Source organism: Curvibacter cyanobacteriorum, from assembly GCF_028649475.1.
GTDB classification, from domain to species: domain Bacteria; phylum Pseudomonadota; class Gammaproteobacteria; order Burkholderiales; family Burkholderiaceae_C; genus Curvibacter; species Curvibacter cyanobacteriorum.
The window spans coordinates 233606-251532 of the sequence record NZ_JAQSIP010000003.1; the positions used below are offsets into that span (position 1 = coordinate 233606).

Annotated in this window: 10 protein-coding genes; 7 read left to right on the top strand and 3 right to left on the bottom strand. The window is 71.8% G+C overall.

Going from position 1 to position 17927, the window contains the following annotated elements; translation table 11 throughout:
• The first annotated feature begins 76 nt into the window (after positions 1–76).
• A complete protein-coding gene (locus tag PSQ40_RS07690; protein ID WP_273950296.1) occupies positions 77–1015 on the top strand; it encodes a LysR family transcriptional regulator in 939 nt (312 codons plus the stop codon).
• A gap of 176 nt (positions 1016–1191) precedes the next feature.
• Here the strand turns inward: PSQ40_RS07690 and PSQ40_RS07695 are convergent, their stop codons facing one another.
• Together PSQ40_RS07695 and PSQ40_RS07700 are read right to left on the bottom strand one after the other, a co-directional pair.
• Complete coding sequence (locus PSQ40_RS07695; RefSeq protein ID WP_273950298.1) at positions 1192–1938, bottom strand: LytR/AlgR family response regulator transcription factor; 747 nt, start codon at positions 1936–1938, stop codon at positions 1192–1194.
• Between the two features lie 55 nt (positions 1939–1993).
• Complete coding sequence (locus tag PSQ40_RS07700; protein WP_273950300.1) at positions 1994–3055, bottom strand: histidine kinase; 1062 nt, start codon at positions 3053–3055, stop codon at positions 1994–1996.
• Between the two features lie 72 nt (positions 3056–3127).
• Between PSQ40_RS07700 and argH the strand changes: the two genes are divergently transcribed.
• The 3 genes from argH (at position 3128) to PSQ40_RS07715 (ending at position 6723) form a co-directional block, all read left to right on the top strand.
• On the top strand, positions 3128–4567 hold the full coding sequence (gene argH / locus PSQ40_RS07705; RefSeq protein WP_273950302.1) for an argininosuccinate lyase: 1440 nt from the start codon (positions 3128–3130) through the stop codon (positions 4565–4567).
• 96 nt (positions 4568–4663) lie between these two features.
• Complete coding sequence (locus PSQ40_RS07710; protein WP_273950304.1) at positions 4664–5323, top strand: response regulator transcription factor; 660 nt, start codon at positions 4664–4666, stop codon at positions 5321–5323.
• Positions 5320–6723, top strand: a complete 1404-nt coding sequence (locus PSQ40_RS07715) for an ATP-binding protein (protein ID WP_273950306.1) — start codon at positions 5320–5322, stop codon at positions 6721–6723. Before PSQ40_RS07710 ends, PSQ40_RS07715 begins: the two co-directional genes overlap by 4 nt.
• A gap of 87 nt (positions 6724–6810) precedes the next feature.
• On the opposite strand, the gene PSQ40_RS07720 is transcribed toward PSQ40_RS07715, so the two are convergent.
• Positions 6811–7689, bottom strand: coding sequence for an alpha/beta fold hydrolase (locus PSQ40_RS07720; protein ID WP_273950308.1), 879 nt, complete (start codon positions 7687–7689; stop codon positions 6811–6813).
• Positions 7690–7960: 271 nt separating this feature from the next.
• On the opposite strand from PSQ40_RS07720, the gene PSQ40_RS07725 reads away from it, so the two are divergent.
• From PSQ40_RS07725 to pbpC, 3 genes are all read left to right on the top strand, one after another.
• On the top strand, positions 7961–9496 hold the full coding sequence (locus PSQ40_RS07725) for a Do family serine endopeptidase (RefSeq protein WP_273950310.1): 1536 nt from the start codon (positions 7961–7963) through the stop codon (positions 9494–9496).
• Positions 9497–9642: 146 nt separating this feature from the next.
• On the top strand, positions 9643–15600 hold the full coding sequence (locus PSQ40_RS07730) for an alpha-2-macroglobulin family protein (RefSeq protein WP_273950312.1): 5958 nt from the start codon (positions 9643–9645) through the stop codon (positions 15598–15600).
• Positions 15597–17900, top strand: a complete 2304-nt coding sequence (gene pbpC, locus PSQ40_RS07735) for a penicillin-binding protein 1C (protein ID WP_273950313.1) — start codon at positions 15597–15599, stop codon at positions 17898–17900. The genes PSQ40_RS07730 and pbpC overlap by 4 nt, the downstream gene beginning before the upstream one ends.
• Positions 17901–17927: the final 27 nt, after the last annotated feature.

Here is a 17927-nt window from a genome sequence, read left to right on the forward strand (position 1 = left end):
GAGCCAGCGGCTGTGGCGTCTAGCTGGTATGCCGGATTGATATAGTTTGACGAAAGTTATACATTTTTCTCGCGGTATGGACCTCAAGCAACTCGAATACTTTGTGCGCGTGGCCGAACTGGGCAGCTTCACCCGGGCTTCGATCGCGCTCAACATCGCCCAGCCGGCGCTGAGCCGCCAGGTGCGGCTGCTGGAGGTGGAGTTGCGCCAGAACCTGCTTGACCGCAACGGCCGCGGTGTCAAGCTGACCGAAAGCGGCAAGCTGCTGCTGGAGCATGGGCGCGGCATCCTGCACCAGGTCGAGGTGGCGCGCGAAGAGCTGGGCGCCGTGCGTGGTGCGCTGGCCGGGCGGGTGTCGATTGGCTTGCCGCCCAGCTTGTCGCGCCTGATCACCGTGCCGCTGACCCGGGCTTTCATGCAGCACCTGCCGCAGGCGCGCCTGACCCTGACCGAGGGCTTCTCGGTGCAGATGTACGAGGGCTTGCGCGTGGGCAACCTCGACATGGCCGTGCTCTACAACCCCAACCACTCGCCCGACCTGGACAGCCTGAGCCTGCACCAGGAGGAGCTGGTGCTGATCGCGGCCCACGACAGCCCGCTGACCCAGGCCCAGCCCTTGCCGCCCGCGCTGAGCCTGCGCGAGGTGGCCGCCTTGCCGCTGATCCTGCCCAGCAGTCCGAATGTGTTTCGCCTGTTGTTGGACGGCGAGATGGCGCGCTTTGGCCTCAAGCCCCGCGTCACCCTGCAGGTCGACGGGCTCAACGCCATCCTGAACCTGGTCAAGGAGGGCCTGGGCCACGCGGTGCTGCCCGCCTACACCCTGAGCAACTTTGACAATGCGGCGCCGTTTGCGCTGCACGCCATCCACTCGCCGCGCGTCATGAGCGAGCTGAACCTGGTGTGGTCGTCCCGGCGCCCTGCCACCGAGACCCACAAGCGGGCTTTGGACCTGATCCGGGAGGTGGTGCAGCAGGCGGTGGGCAGCGCTGCGCGCGCGCCCACCCCGGAGCGCTGACCCGCCCAGAGCGGTGAGCGCAGCGTGACCCAGCGAACGGCCGCTCATCGACGGGGTGATCGGGTGGAGGAGAACAGGGGAGGGGGCGAGGGGCTGAGTGGGGAAGGGGGCGAACGCAATGGGCGCGGATCTCGCGCTGGGGTCCGGCCCCGGGGCGCCCAGCCGGGGGCGGGGCCTCAGTTGGCGGAGATCGCCTCGCGCACGGCCGCCAGTTGCCGGCGCGACACCGACAGGCGTTCGTCCAGCCCTTGCAGGCGCACGGCCCAGCCGTCGCCCTCTTCGGCGTCAAAGTGCTTTTCGAGCGCGCGCACCGCGTGGCGGGCCACCAGGGCGTTGCGGTGGATGCGCATGAACTGGCTGCTGTAGCGGCTTTCGAGTTCGCTCAGCGAGCCGTCGAGGATGTAGCTGCGCACGGCGGTACGCACGGTCACGTACTTGAGTTCGGCCTTGAAGTACAGCACCTCGGCCAGCGGCACCCGCTCGGTGCGGCCGCGGTCCTGGATGATCAGGTGCTCGGTGGGCACCGGGGGCGGCAGTTGCCCCCGTGCGGCCTGCAGGCGACGCTCGGCCTTGGCCAGCGCGTCGCGCAGGCGCTCGGAGCGCACGGGTTTGGTCAGGTAGTCCACCGCGTCGAGGTCGAAGGCCTGCACCGCGTGCTCGGCGTGGGCGGTGACAAAGATCACCACCGGTGGGCGGCGCAGGATGCGCAGGTGGTTGGCCAGGCCCAGGCCGTCGGTGCCCGGCATGTGGATGTCGAGCAGGACCACGTCGATGGGCTCGCGGTCCAGCACCCCCATGGCGGTGACGGCGTTGGCGGCCTCCTGGACGGTGTAAGGCTGGTCGGGCTTGTATTCGCTGAGCAAGGCGCGCAGGCGGCTGCGGGCCAGGGACTCGTCGTCAACGATCAGATAGTGAAGCTCCATGGTGCTTTCGGGACGGAGGGTGGATCAATGTGGCGGTCATATCACCGCGCCCGGCTCACGCTGGAAACGTGATTCGGACATGGTAGTGGTCGTCCCGGACCCCAGCGTTGAACTCAATTTCGACGTCGTGCAACAAACGCAAGCGGTCCCTTACATTTGCCAGCGCAATCCCGTGGCCCGCCGTGCGGGACCCGTCGGTCGATGTTGCGTTTGGTAGCGTGTTCAGGATGTCGATGCGCACGCGCTGGCCGGTGAGCCGGGTGCGCACCTGCACTTCGCCCCCCTCGGTGCTGGGCTCGACGCCGTGCTTGATGGCGTTCTCCACCAGCGGTTGCAGCAGCAGCGGCGGCAGGCGCGCCCGGTCGGCGGCCGGGTCGATCTGCCACTGCACGCGCAGCCGTTCGCCAAATCGCACCTGCTCGATGGCCAGGTAGTGGCGTGCCAACTGCACCTCCTGGGCCAAGGTGGTGGTCTCGCCCTGGTCCAGCAAGGCGGCGCGGAACAGGTCGCTGAGGTCCTCCAGCAGGGTTTCGGCGCGGCCCGGCTCGGCACGCACCAGCGCGATCGCGCTGTTCAGGGTGTTGAACAGGAAGTGCGGGCGGATGCGCGACTGCAGCTCGGCCAGCCGCGCGGTGGTGGTGGCCGGGGTGCGGCCGCGGGCCCGCAGCAGCAGCGCGCCCACCAGCAGGCTGGCCAGCAAGGCGCCGGTCATGGCGCTGGCCAGCCACGGCGGGGCCTGGGTCAGGAACGGGCCCAGCGACAGCATGAAGCAGCCGTACAGCCCGGCCAGCGCGCCCAGCACCGCCCCGGCCAGGTACTGGCCCCCGGTGGGCAGGCCGGCCAGTGGCCGCTTCAGGCTGCACGCCAGCACCAGCCAGGCCAGGGTGCCAGGCAAGCCCGCCATGGTCAGCAGGCCCAGGCCGGTGACCCAGCTCACAAAGTCGTCGGCGCGGTACATCACGGCCACGCCCAGCACGGTTTCGACGAACAACAGGGCGCGCAGGATGACGCCCAGGTGGCAGGCGTCGAACACCAGCGCCGGGGCCCGGGCCGGGGTTGGCGACGGGGGCTCGGTCGGGGTGCCGCCGAAGGTCGATAAAATTTGAGAATCTTTCATTGCCACGCGCCTTTCATGCGCCTCATGGGCAGCGGCCTGACGGCGGCTGCCCGAACCGGATTATTGACCCCCATGTCCACCAGCTCCAACTCTGCAGCCCAGGCTGCATCGGCCTCCGTTAACCAGCTCGACAAAAAATCGGAGGCCTGGTCGGCCCTGTTTTCCGAGCCCATGAGCGACCTGGTCAAGCGCTACACCTCGAGCGTCTTCTTCGACAAGCGCCTTTGGCTGGCCGACCTGACGGGCTCCCTGGCCCACGCCGACATGCTGGCGGCCCAGGGCATCATCAGCGCCGACGACCTGGCCGCCATCCAGCGCGGCATGGCCCAGATCCGCGCGGAGATCGAAGCCGGCACCTTCGAGTGGAAGCTCGACCTCGAAGACGTCCACCTGAACATCGAAGCCCGCCTGACCCAGCTGGTCGGTGACGCCGGCAAGCGTCTGCACACGGGCCGCAGCCGCAACGACCAGGTCGCCACCGACGTGCGCCTGTGGCTGCGTGGCGAGATTGATCTGATCAGCGGCCTGCTGGTCGACCTGCAAAAAGCCCTGCTCGACATCGCTTCGCGCAACGTCGAAGTCATCCTGCCGGGCTTCACCCACCTGCAGGTGGCGCAGCCGGTGAGCTTTGGCCACCACATGCTGGCCTATGTCGAAATGTTCAGCCGCGATGCGGAGCGCATGGCCGACGTGCGCCGCCGCGTCAACCGCCTGCCGCTGGGCTCGGCCGCACTGGCCGGCACCAGCTACCCGCTGGACCGCGCCCGCGTGGCGCAGACCCTGGGCATGGACGGCGTCTGCCAGAACAGCCTGGACGCCGTGAGCGACCGCGACTTCGCGATTGAGTTCACCGCAGCGGCCTCGCTGGCCATGGTGCACATCAGCCGCCTGTCTGAAGAACTGATCCTGTGGATGAGCCAGAACTTTGGCTTCATCCAGATCGCGGACCGCTTCACCACCGGCAGCTCGATCATGCCGCAGAAGAAAAACCCCGACGTGCCCGAACTCGCGCGCGGCAAGACCGGCCGCGTGGTGGGCCACCTGATGGGCCTGATCACCCTGATGAAGGGCCAGCCCCTGGCCTACAACAAGGACAACCAGGAGGACAAGGAGCCGCTGTTCGACACCGTCGACACGCTCAAGGACACGCTGCGCATCTTTGCCGAGATGGTGGACGGCATCACCGTGCGCCCGCAGGCCATGGAAGATGCGGCCAAGCGCGGCTACGCCACCGCCACCGACCTGGCCGATTACCTGGTCAAGAAGGGCCTGCCCTTCCGCGACGCCCACGAAACCGTGGCCCACGCGGTCAAGGCGGCCATCACCCAGCAGGTCGACCTGTCCGAGCTGCCGCTGGCCGTGCTGCAGCAGTTCAACCCCAGCATCGAGCAGGACGTCTACGAGGTGCTGAGCCTGCGCGGCTCGCTGAACGCCCGCAACACCCTGGGCGGCACCGCGCCCGAGCAGGTGCGCGCCCAGATCGCGCGCCACCGCCAGCGCCTGGCCGCCTGAGGGCGGTGCCCCGGCACCTGCCGGGGCTTCAGACTGGCCTAAGTCGGGCCGGGCACACTGCCCGACTTCACCCTCTCCGCCTTGCGAGGCCCCGCCATGAGACTGTTGCTGGTAGAAGACGACCCCATGATCGGCCAGGCCGTGCTCGAGGTGCTGCGCGCCGAGCACTACGCCGTCGACTGGGTGCGCGACGGGGAGATGGCCCAAACCGCCCTGGCCAGCCACGCCTACGACCTCATGCTGCTCGACCTGGGCCTGCCGCGCCGCGATGGCCTGCAGGTGCTGGGCGAGCTGCGCGCGCAGCGCAGCACCTTGCCGGTGCTGGTGCTGACCGCGCGGGACGCGGTAGGTGACCGGGTCGCCGGCCTGGACGCCGGGGCCGACGACTACCTGGTCAAGCCCTTTGACACCGACGAGTTGCTGGCCCGCGTGCGGGCCTTGCTGCGCCGCCAGGCCGGCCAGGCCGGGCCGGTGTTCGAGCAGCACGGCGTGCGCCTCAACCCCGCTACCCACGAAGCCAGCTGGCAGGGCCAGCCGGTCAGCCTGTCGGCCCGCGAATGGGCCGTGCTCGAGCCGATGCTGGCGCGCCCCGGGGTGATTTTTTCGCGGGCCCAGCTCGAAGAAAAGCTCTTCAGCTGGAAGGACGAGGTCAGCAGCAACGCGGTCGAGGTCTACATCCATGGCGTGCGCAAGAAGCTGGGCGCCTCGCTGATCCAGACCGTGCGCGGCCTGGGCTACCTGGTGCCGCGCGAATGAGCGACGCCCCGCCCCGCCCCCCGGCCGGGCCGCTGGTGGCATGGCGATCACCACGCCCGCCCCGGCGCCACTCGCTGCGCGCGCGCCTGCAGGCCTTGGTGCTGGGCGCCATTTTGCTGGCCTGTGCGGTGCTGGCCACCGCGGCCTACCGCAATGCCTTGCGCGAGGCCGACGCCTTGTTCGACGAACACCTGCAACAACTGGCGCGCCAGGTGCAGGAGGGCCTGCCACTGGGCGCGCTGCACCCGGGCCAGTCCGAGGGCGGCGGCATCGAGGTGCAGGTCTGGGGTCCGGACGGGCTGCAGATCTTCCGCTCGCCCCGCTCGGTGCTGCCCGGGCGGGCGGTGCTGGGCTTTTCGGACCTGGAGGTCGACGGTGCCCGCTACCGCGTCTACACCCTGCAATCGCCGCTGCAGACCGTGCAGATCGCGCAGGACATGGGCGAACGCGACGCACGGGCCCGCGGCCTGGCGCTGCGCGCGGTGCTGCCGCTGTTGGGCATCACGCCGCTGCTGATGCTGGTGGTGGGCTGGATCATTGGCCGCACCCTGCGCCCAGTGCAGCGCATGCAGCGTCAGGTTGCACAGCGCAGCGCGGACGACCTGGCGCCGCTGCCGGACCGCGACCTGCCCGACGAGGTGCGCCCGCTGGTCGCCGAGCTCAATGCGCTGTTCGCGCGCGTGCAAACCACGCTGCAGACACAGCGCCATTTTGTGGCCGATGCCGCGCACGAGTTGCGCACCCCGCTGACCGCGCTGCGCCTGCAGCTGCAGGCCCTGCAACGGGCGCCCGACGACGCGGCCCGCGAGCAGGCCCAGCAGCGCCTGCGCGAGGGCATCGACCGGGCCATCGACATGGTGGCCCAGTTGCTGCTGCTGGCCCGCCACGAAAGCCTTGACGCGGCGGCCCAACGCGCCGCCGTGCCAGTCGACCTGCTGGCGCTGACGCGCGAAGGCGTGGCCGATGCGCTGCCGTTGGCGCGCGCGCGCGGTCTGGACCTGGGCCTGGCCGATGGGACTGTTGAAGGCCCCTGGAGCGTGCCCGGCCAGCCCGAGGGCTTGCGGGTGCTGCTGCGCAACCTGCTGGACAACGCCATCAAGTACACGCCGGGGCCGGGCCAGATCGATGTGGGCCTGCAGCGCGACCCGGTGTCGGGCCAGCCCGTCTGGTGGGTGGAGGACAGCGGGCCCGGCATCCCGGCCGCGCAACGCAGCCGGGTGCGCGACCGCTTCATGCGCGGCGACGCGGTGTCCGACATCCCTGGCAGCGGCCTGGGCCTGGCCATCGTCGAGGCGGTGGCCCGCCAGCATGGCGCGCGCCTCGAACTGGGCGACGCGGTGCGCCTGGGCGGTTTGCGCGTCAGCGTGCACTTTGCCCCCGAGGCGGGGTCGCCCACTTGAACCCGGCCCGGGCCTGGCCATGACCAGCGCCGTGGCCTTCCCCATCGCTCGTTCCCCGCGGATTGGCCATGGCCCGGGCCCGGGGTCTCAGTGCGCGGCCAGGTGGGGCAGCAGCAGGGGCAGCAGGCGCTGCACCACGCCATCGGGCAGGTCGTGCCCCATGCCGTCAATGACCTCAAGCCGGGCGCCGGGGATGCGCGCGGCGCAGTCTTCGCCACAGGCCAGTGGCACCAGCGGGTCTTGCCGGCCGTGCACCACCAGGGTCGGGCAGCGCAGGCTGGTCAGGGCCTGGGCGCGCCGTGTGTCGGCCAGGATGGCGGACATCTGCCGCACCGTGCCTTCGGGGTGGTAGCTGCGGTGGATGCCGGCCAGGATGCGGCGGCGCAGGCGCTCGGGGTCGTCCTGAAAGCCCGGGCTGCCGATCAGCTGGTACAGCGCCAGCATGTGCTGCAGGATGCTCTCGGTGTCGCCGCCGGGGCGGCGCAGCAGGGCCTGCCGCACCGAAGCGTTTGGTCCGGGCAGGCCGCGCGCGCCACTGCTGCTCATCACGCTGGTCAGGCTGCGCAGGCGCTGCGGTGCCGCGATGGCCATGCGCTGGGCGATCATGCCGCCCATGCTCACGCCCAGCACATGGGCGCGTTCGATGTTCAGCGCGTCCAGCACGCCCAGGCTGTCCTGCGCCATGTCCTGCAGGCGGTAGGGCGGACGCCCCGGCATGCGCAGCGCCTGGCGCAGCATTTGCCAGGGCAGGTTGGGCACCCCCAACTCGTCGTAGTGCTGGGACAGGCCGATGTCGCGGTTGTCAAAGCGGACCACGCGGTAGCCGGCCTGCAGCAGGCCGTCGATCAGGCTGTCAGGCCAGGCCACCAGCTGCAGGCCCAGGCCCATGATCAGCAGGATCGCGGGGCCGTCGTGCGGGCCTTCGTCGCGGATTTCAAGTTGGGTCGAGCGGGCTTGGATGCGCATGGCGTGAAGCGCCGGCAGGGCCGGCGGAGGTGAGTTGGGCGGTCGTTGGAAGGTGTCTGGCGGCGCCAATTTAACGGCTCGCAACCGCGATGAACGGCGTTTTGGACCGTTTGGAAACCGTTGCTGACCCCCGTTACAGATGCCGCGCGGACTGTTGCGCTTGGGTGCCGCCTCGGCCCCAGCGCCAACGCCGGGGCGGGCTTAAGACGGGCCTAAGGCCCGCGTCGCACAGTCTGGCCATCGCAACCGCTTCTTTCACCAGGAGAACACCATGTCCCAGAGCATCCATCTGCGTCCCTCCCGTCTGCTGCTCGCCTTGCTGGCGGCCGGCACCCTGGGCGGGGCGGGCGTGTCGGCGCTGCAGGGCTTGCAGGCCCATGCCCAGTCGGCCCCAACCGGCCTGACGGCCGCCGCGCCCGCGCCTGCGCTGGCCGCGGCCCCGGCGGCGGGGCTGACAGGCCCTGATTTTTCGCAGATCACCGAGCGCTACGGCCCCGCGGTGGTCAACATCAGCGTGGTCGGCACCGCCAGCGCCGACGACGAGGCCGACAGCAGCCAGGCCGACGCGGGTGCCGGCCTGCCCCCCGGCATGGCCGAGTTCCTGCGCCGCTTCGGCCCCCCGGGCTTGGGGCCGGGGCAGGGCAGTGGCCCGCGGGCGCGGCCCCACGACACCCCGGTGCGCGGCCAGGGCTCGGGCTTCATCGTCAGTGAGGACGGCCTGATCCTGACCAACGCCCACGTGGTCAAGGGCGCCAAGGAAGTCACCGTCAAGCTGACCGACCGGCGTGAACTGCGCGCCAAGGTGCTGGGCGCCGACCCGCGCACCGATGTGGCGGTCATCAAGGTCGAGGCCAAGCACCTGCCCGTGGTCAAGTTCGGCCGCATGGCCGACCTCAAGGTGGGCGAGTGGGTGCTGGCCATCGGCTCGCCGTTTGGCTTCGAGAACACCGTCACGGCGGGCGTGGTCAGCGCCAAGGGGCGCTCGCTGCCCGACGACAGCGCGGTGCCCTTCATCCAGACCGACGTGGCCATCAACCCGGGCAACTCGGGGGGGCCGCTGTTCAATGCGCGTGGCGAGGTGGTGGGGATCAACTCGCAAATCTACAGCCGCACCGGGGGCTACCAGGGGGTGTCGTTCGCGATCCCGATCGACCTGGCCAACCGCATCCGCGAGCAGATCGTCGCCACCGGCCACGTCGAGCACGCACGCCTGGGCGTGGTGGTGCAGGAGGTCAACCAGACCCTGGCCGACTCCTTCAAGCTCGACCGGCCCGAGGGCGCGCTGGTGTCGCGCGTTGAAAAGAACGGCCCCGCCGAGCGCGCCGGCCTGCAGTCGGGCGACGTGATCCGCCAGGTGAACGGGCAGAAGGTGGTGTCCTCGGGGGACCTGCCGGCGGTCATTGCGCTGGCCTCGCCCGGTGACACGGTGTCGCTGGACATCTGGCGCCAGGGGCAGGCCAAGGCACTGAGCGCGCGCCTGGGCAAGGCCGGTGACAAGACCACCGAGGCCGACACCGACGCCGCCGCCGCGGGCCGCCCGGCCGGGCGCCTGGGCCTGGCGCTGCGCCCCCTGCAACCGCAGGAGCACCGGCAACTGGGCTCTGCCGATGGCTTGTTGGTGGAGGACGCGCGTGGCGCCGCCGCGCGCGCCGGGGTGCAGTCGGGCGACGTGTTGCTGGCCGTGAATGGCACGCCGGTGCGCTCGGTGGACCAGGTGCGTGCGGCGGTGGCGGCGTCGGACAAGTCGGTGGCGCTGCTGATCCAGCGCGGCGAAGACCGCCTCTTTGTGCCGCTGCGCCTCGGTTGACCGGCGGCGGCAGGCCCGCGGGTGCGGGCCGCCGTGGGCCGGGTGCCGGGGCTCCGGCACGGCCCTGGCAGTCGTTTTCGCACCACCCGGGGGGCTGTCGATGGGCGTGCATTCGGCTACGCTAGGCGGCTCAGGAGGTGCTTAGCGTGACGAAGTCCAAACAGGTCGGGCGGGCCGTGGGGTGGGTGTTGGCCGGGCTGGCAGGCTGGGCCGCGGTGAGTTCACCGGCCCAGGCGCTGCAGGTCAGCCGCGTGAGCCCCCAGGGCGAGGTGGCCGAGGTGCGTCAGGTGCGCCTGCAGTTCGATGGCGCGGCGGTGCCCGAGGGCCAGCCCCAGGCCCCAGCCCCGGTCAGCGTCAGCTGCCAGGACCCCCGCGCGGCGCGCGGCAGCGGGCGCTGGCTCAGCGCGCGCGAATGGGTGTTCGACTTCGACCAGGACCTGCCCCCCGGTCAGGCCTGCACGGTGCAAAGCCTGCCGGGCTACAAAAGCCCGCAGGGCGGCGAGCTGGCGGCACCGGTCAACGTCCGCTTCAACACCGGCGGTCCTTTTGTGCAGAACGTCTTCCCCTCGACCGACGAGCGCATCGACGAGGACCAGTTCTTTTTGCTGCAGCTCAATGGGCCGGCCACCGTGGCCAGCGTGCTGGCCCGCGTGGGCTGCGCGGTCGAAGGCCTGGGTGAGCGCGTGCCGGTGCGCCTGCTGGACGACGCCCAGCGCCAGGCCTTGCTCAAAAGCCGGGGCCTGGTGCGGGCCGCCGCCGCCGATCCGCTGCGCTATGTGGCGCTGAGCTGCCAGCGCCGGCTGGCCTCGTCGGCCCAGGTCGAGCTGGTGGTGCAGCCCGGCTTGAGCACGCCGGGCGGCCTCAGCAGCCGGCAAGAAAAGCGTTTCCGATTCCAGGTCCGCGAGGCCTTCAGCGCCAGTTTCAGCTGCGAGCGCGAGAACGCGCAGGCGGCCTGCCTGCCGCTGCGCCCGCTGAGCCTGCGCTTCAACGCCCCGGTCACCCGCCGGGTGGCCGAGTCGATCCGCCTCGAGGGCGGGCCCACGGTGCTCAAGCCCCGGCTTGAAAGCGAGGCCGACAGCGGCGAGGCCCAGGTCACGGCGCTGCGTTTTGAGCCGCCGTTCCCCGAGCGCACCCACTACCGGCTGACCCTGCCGGCCGGCCTGTCCGACGTGTCGGGGCGCCCGCTGTCGAACGCGGCCACCTTCCCCCTGGCGGTGGCCACCGGGCCGATACCGCCACTGGCCAAGTTCGCGGCCTCGCCGTTCGGCATCGTCGAGCGCCTGGCCGAGCCGGGGCAGCCGGCGCTGTTGCCGCTGACCTTGCGCCGCGTCGAGCCGGCGCTCCAGTTGCAGACCCTGAGCCCCGGGCAGGTCAGTGACCTGCAGCCCCGCAGCGACGCCGACATCATCGCCTGGCAGCGCAAGGTGCAGGCCTTCGATGCCTTCTGGGTGGCCCGCAAGACGGCCCAGCGCTTGGTCAGCGGGCCCTTGCCCAAGCCGGTGCAGCCGGAGATGGCCGAGCAGGTGGAGTCGCGCAGCGTGTCGCTGCTCAAGGGGCAGACCGGTGCCAAGGCGCTGACGCTGCCGGCCGCGGCCCCCGGCGACAGCCGCCCCTTCGAGGTGGTGGGCGTGCCGCTGAGCCCGGGCTTCCATGTGGTGGAGATCGCCTCGCCGCAGCTCGGCGTGGCCCTGCTGGCGCCGGGTGAGGGCGGCGCGCGGACGATGTACGTGCGCACCACCGCCCTGGTCACCAACCTGGGGGTGCATTTCAAGCTGGGGCGCGACAGCGCGCTGGCCTGGGTCACCACGCTGGACAAGGGCACGGTGGTGGCCGGGGCGGCGGTGCGCGTGTCCGACTGCCAGGGCCGTGAAGTGGCCCAAGGCGTCACCGACGCGCAGGGGCTGGTGGCGTTTCAGCAGGTGCCGGTGCAGCCGCCGGCCTGCGCCAGCGTGGCCGGGCCCGGTGGCGAGGACGACTACCGCCAAGCCTATTTCATCAGTGCGCGGGCGCGCGGCGCCGACGGCGTCGAGGACCTGGCCTTCACCTGGAGCGACTGGACCCGCGGCATCGAATCCTGGCGCTTCAACGTGCCCACCAGCCGCGAGTCCCGCGCCGATCTGCGGGCCCACACGGTGCTCGACCGCCCCTTGCTGCGGGCCGGTGAAACTGTGTCGATGAAGCACTACCTGCGGCTCGAAACCCGCCGGGGTCTGGCCTTGCCCCCGCAGGGGCCCGCCCAGCTGACCGTGACCCACGACGGCACGGGCCAGCAGTTTCAGCTGCCGCTGAGCTGGCGCAAGACCGGCAGTGGCGGCTTCAGCGCCGAGAGCCAGTTCACCGTGCCGGGTGCGGCCAAGCTGGGCCGCTACAGCCTCAGCCTGGACGGGCGCGAAACCGGCGAGTTCCGGGTCGAAGCCTTCCGCCTGCCGCTGCTGTCGGGCAGCATCAGCCCGCTGCAGGCGCAGGCCTTGGTCAACACCACGGCCGTCACGGCGCAGTTGCAGGTGCATTACGTGGCCGGCGGGCCGGCGGCTCAGCTGCCGGTGCGGGTGTCGGCCGCGCTGCGCCCGCGCGCCATCAGCTTCCCCGACTACGAGGACTACAGCTTCAGCCCGCCACGCAGCCGTCAGGCCGGCGCCGGGCTCGGTGGCGACGAGGAAGACGCCCAGGCCGTGCAGGACCTGCGCGTGGTGGCCGACAAGCAGGCGCTGACCCTGGACCGCCAGGGCACTGGCCGCCTCGCGCTGCCGACCCTGCCGCGCAGCGAGCAGGCGCAGGACCTGCTGCTCGAGGCCAGCTACGCCGACCCGAATGGCGAGCTCAACACCCTGCGCAGCGTGTCGCCGCTGTGGCCCGCCGCGGTGATCGCCGGCCTCAAGACCGAGGGCTGGGCCTCCAGCCAGCAGCAACTGCGCTTCCAGGCGCTGGCGCTGGACCTGCGCGGTCAGCCGCAGGCCGGCGTGGCGCTCGAGGTGCGTGCCGTGTCGCGCCAGACCCGCAGCAGCCGCAAACGCATGGTGGGCGGCTTCTACAGCTACGACAACCAGGCCGACACGCGCGACCTGGGCACGGTGTGCAGCGGGCGCAGCGACGCGCAAGGCCTGCTGCTGTGCGAGACGGCGCTGAAGGTGTCGGGCGAGGTCGAGCTGATCGTGCAGGCCAAGGACGGCCAGGGCCAGGTGGCCCAGGCCGCCAGCTCGGTCTGGATCACCCAGCAGGGCGAGCTGTGGTTCGGGGGGGACAACCACGACCGCATCGACGTGCTGCCTGAAAAGCGCAGCTACCAGCCCGGTGAGGTGGCGCGCTTTCAGGTGCGCATGCCGTTTCGCCATGCCACCGCGCTGGTGGCGGTGGAGCGCGAAGGCGTCATCCACACCGAGGTGGTATCGCTGCAAGGGCGCGACCCCACGGTCAGCCTGAAAGTGCAGCCCGACTGGGGGCCGAACGTCTATGTCAGCGTGCTGGCCCTGCGTGGGCGCCTGCGCGAGGTGCCCTGGTACAGCCTGTTCACCTGGGGCTACAAGGCCCCGCGCGAGTGGTGGACCGCGTTTTGGTACGAGGGGCGTGAATACCAGGCCCCCAGCGCCCTGGTCGACTTGAGCAAGCCCGCTTACCGCCTGGGCCTGGCCGAGATCCGGGTCGGCACCCAGGCGCACCGCCTGGACGTCAAGGTCAGCCCCGATCGGGCCAGCTACCCGGTGCGCGGCAAGGCGCGGGTGCAGATCAGCGCCACGCTGCCCGACGGGCGCCCCGCTGCGGGGGCCGAGGTGGCGCTGGCGGTGGTCGACCAGGCCCTGCTGGAGCTGTTGCCCAACCGCAGCTGGAACCTGCTCGACGCGATGTTGCAGCGCCGCGCCTGGGGCGTCGAGACGGCCACCGCCCAGATGGAGATCATCGGGCGCCGCCACTACGGGCGCAAGGCCGTGCCCGCGGGCGGCGGCGGGGGCCGCGGGGCCACCCGCGAGCTGCTCGACACCCTGTTGCTGTGGAACCCGCGCGTCACCCTCAACGCCCAGGGCCAGGCCACGGTCGAGGTGCCGCTGAACGACGCGCTCAGCACCTTCACCATCGCCGCGGTGGCCGATTCGGGCGCCGCCCTGTTTGGCACCGGCAGTGCCAGCCTGCGCACCACCCAGGACCTGCAGCTGATCAGCGGCCTGCCCCCGATGGTGCGCGAGGACGACCAGTTCCGCGCCCAGTTCACCGTGCGCAACACCACCGCCCAGGCCATGAAGGTGCAGCTGAGCCCGCGCGCCACCCTGCTGACCCTGGCCCCCCAGACGGTGGACGTGCCGCCCGGCGAGGCGCGCGAACTGGCCTGGACCGTCACCACCCCGGCCGCGCTGGCGCTGAGCCGATTCGAGTCGCTGTTGTGGGAGCTGGACGCACGCGACACCCTGAGCGGCGCGCGCGACGCGCTCAAGGTGTCCCAGCGCGTGCTGCCCGCGGTGCCGTTGACGGTGCAGCAGTCCAGCCTGACCGCCTTGGACGGCCCGTTCAAGCTCAGTGTTCAGGCGCCGGCGGGCAGCTTGCCGGGGCGCGGTGGCGTCAAGCTGGCGCTGCAGGCCCGGCTCGCCGATGGCCTGCCCGGGGTGCGCGACTGGTGGGCCGCCTACCCCTACGTCTGCCTGGAGCAGCAAAGCAGCCGCGCGCTGGGCCTGCGCGATGTGCGCCGCTGGCAGGCCCTGCTGGCGCAGGTGCCGGGCTACCTCGACAGCGATGGGTTGGCCAGTTACTTCCCGCCCCGCGACGGCGAGGTGGGGCGGGGCAGTGATGTGCTCAGCGCCTACCTGCTGGCCGCCAGCCACGAGGCCATGGGCCTGGAGCCGGCGCTGGCGCTCAGCGAGCCGCTGCGCAGCGCCCTGCAGCGTGGCCTGACCGCGTTTGTCGAAGGCCGCCTGAGCCGCGAGGGCTGGAGCCCCCGCCCCGACCTCGACGCGCGCAAGCTGGCCGCGATGGAGGCCTTGTCGCGCTGGGGCCCGGTGCCCGCGCGCTGGCTCAGCAGCCTGAGCCTGACGCCGCAGCAGTGGCCCACCCACAGCGTGATCGACTGGGTGCTGCTGCTCAAGCGCCAGCCCGACTGGCCCCAGCGCCAGCAGCGCCTGGCCGAGGCCTGGCAGATCCTGCAAGCGCGCCTGGTCTACCAGGGCAGCCGCATCGGCTTCAACAACGAGTCCGAGGACAGTGGCTGGTGGCTGATGCAGAACGCCGACGTCAACAGTGCGCGCCTGCTGCTCGCCGTGCTCGACGAGCCCGCGTGGCAGGACGACTTGCCACGCCTGGCCAAGGGCCTGCTGGGGCGTCAGCAACGCGGCGCCTGGTCCACCACCACCGCCAATTTCTGGGGCGCGGTGGCGCTGGACAAGTTCTCGGCCCGCTTCGAGCGGGCGCCCGTCCAGGGCCAGACCCGCGCGACCCTGGGCGCGGCCAGCGGCACGGTCGACTGGGCCCGCGTCAGCCGGGTGCCGGCGGGCGAAGCCGCGCCCGCCGGGCCGCGCGGCAGCGCCTTGGGCGTGCCCCCGGCGGCCGAGGCCTGGCGCCACAACAGCGTGCTGCTGCCTTGGCCGTCCGAGGCCGGGGCCGCCGAGTTGCAGGTCAACCACCAGGGCAGCGGCAAGCCCTGGCTGACGCTGCAGTCGCTGGCCGCCGTGCCGCTCAAACAGGCGGTCAACGCGGGCTACCAGGTGCGCAAGACTGTCCAGCCGCTGGAGCAGGCGGTCAAGGGCCGCTATTCGCGTGGCGATGTGCTGCGCATCAGTGTGGAGCTGCAGGCCACGGCCGACATGGCCTGGGTGGTGCTCAGCGACCCGGTGCCCGCGGGCGCCAGCATCCTGGGCAGCGGCCTGGGGCGCGACTCGGCTTTGGCCACCCAGGGCGAGAAGCGCGGTGGCGCGGCCTGGCCGGCGTTCGAGGAGCGCAGTTTCGAGGCCTTCCGCAGCTACTACGAGTTCCTGCCCAAGGGCGTGACCCGGCTCGAGTACACGGTGCGCCTCAACAACGTGGGCGACTTCAGCCTGCCGCCGACGCGGGTCGAGGCCATGTACGCGCCCGAGGTCTTTGGCGAGGCGCCCAACGCGCGCCTGCAGGTGCAAGCCGCGCCATGAGGCCCTGGTTCAGGCGCGGCTGCTTGGCGCTGGGCCTGCTGGGCGCGGCGGGCCTGGCCCAGGCCTTGCCGTCGTTCGAGGAGGTGCGGCGTGCGCACCGCCCCAGCGACACCCAGCTGCTGGACCGCCACGGTGAGCTGCTGCAGACCGTACGCACCGATCCCAGCGTGCGGCGCGGCGAGTGGTTGACGCTGGACCGGGTCTCGCCGGCGCTGCGCCTGGCCCTGTTGCTCAGCGAAGACCGGCGCTTCTATGAGCACAGCGGTGTGGACTGGCAGGCGGTGTCGGCCGCCGCCTGGGGCAACCTGTGGCGCCAGCGCACGCGGGGGGCTTCGACGCTGACCATGCAGCTGGCGGGTCTGCTGGACGGTGACTGGCGCGCCGGGCCAGGCGGGCGCACGGTGGTCCAGAAGGTCGGTCAGACCGTGGCCGCCCAGTGGCTGGAGCGGCGCTGGCAAAAAGACCAGATCCTGGAGGCCTACCTCAACCTGGTGCCGTTTCGGGGCGAGCTGGTGGGGCTGGAGGCCTTGTCGCAAACCCTGTTCGGCAAGGCCGCGCATGGCCTGGACGAGCGCGAGGCGGCGATTGCGGTGGCGCTGCTGCGCGCCCCGAACGCAGGGCTGCCCGTGGTGGCCCGGCGCGCCTGTGGCGTGTTGGGCGCGACGCAGCGCCACGCCAACCCCCAGGCCCCGGCGCCCGACTGCCAGGCGCTGGACCTGCTGGCCGGGGCCGCCCTGCAGCGTCCCGCGCTCGAGCCCAGCCGCGGCTGGGCCCCCCATTTCGCGCGCCTGGCGCTGCGCCAGCAGCCGGGCGGGGGGGCGGGGCTGGCCCACCTGCGCACCCCGCTGTGGGCGCCGGTGCAGCGCGTGGCGGTGCAAAGCCTGCAGCGCCAGCTGCGTGAACTGGCGGGGCGCCAGGTCGAGGACGGCGCGGTGGTGGTGCTCGACAACGCCAGCGGCGAGGTGCTGGCCTGGGTCGGCTCGTCGGGGGCGCTGAGCCGCGCCAGCGAGGTCGATGCGGTGCTGGCGCCACGCCAGCCGGGCTCGACGCTGAAGCCGTTTTTGTATGCCCAGGCGCTGGCCGAGCAGCGCCTCACCGCGGCCTCCTTGATCGACGACTCCGCGGCCCAGCTGCCCACCGCCAGCGGCCTGTACATCCCGCAGAACTACGACCACCGCTTCAAGGGCTGGGTCTCGGTGCGCACCGCACTGGCGGCGTCGCTCAACGTGCCGGCGGTGCGCACGCTGACCCAGGTCACGCCCGATGCCTTTCACCGCCAACTGGTGCGCCTGGGCCTGCCGCTGCGCGAAAGCGGCGACTACTTTGGCTACAGCCTCGCGCTGGGCAGCGCCGAGCTGCCCCTGCTGCACCTCAGCAACGCCTACCGGGCGCTGGCCAACGGCGGCCGTTTCAGCGAGGTGCGCCTGCAACTGCCCGAGGCCGCGGCCACCGCCGCTGCGCGGCCGGGCCCGGTGGTGCTGGACCCGCGCGCGGCCTGGCTGGTGGGCGACATCCTCAGCGACGCCCAGGCGCGCAGCCGCACCTTTGGCAGCGACAGCGTGCTGGGCACACGCTTCTGGACGGCGGTCAAGACCGGCACCAGCAAGGACATGCGCGACAACTGGGCGGTGGGCTGGTCGGCCCGCTACACCGTGGGCGTGTGGGTGGGCAATGCGCGCGGGCAGGCCATGCACGAGGTCAGCGGCACCTCGGGCGCGGCCCCGGTGTGGGCCGAGGTGATGGGCTTCTTGCACGCCCAGTTGCCGAGCCGGGCCCCGCCGCCGCCGCCGGGCCTGGTCAGCACCGAGGTGCGTTTTGCCCTGCCCGAGCGGGCCCAGGCGGCCGGCCAGTGGCCCGAAGCCAGCCGCCGCGAGTGGTTTTTGCAGGGCACCGAGCAAAACCTGATGGCGGTGACCGAGGCGGTCAGCCCGGTGACGGGCCGCCTCAGTGCGCGCATTGCCGAGCCCCCTGCAGGCACCGTGGTGGCGCTGGACCCGGACATCCCGCCGCAGCACCAGCGCTTGCTGTTCCGCGCCAGCTCTCTGCCCCCGGGGGCCGGGCAGGATTCGGCCGCGGCGCGCGCCTCGGCGGGCCTGCAATGGCGGCTGGACGGCCGGGTGGTGGCGCGCGGCGGGGCCTGGCATTGGCTGCCCTGGCCGGGTCGGCACCGGGTGCAACTCAGCGATGCGCGGGGACAGTTGTTACACGAAATCACGCTCGAAGTGCGCGGCGCCGGGGTGCGCGCCGCCACGGCCAGCCCCCCCGCGCCGCCCTCGCGCGGGCGCCGCGCCGAGCCCTGAAGCCCCGTCGGAGACCCCTCGGCGCCG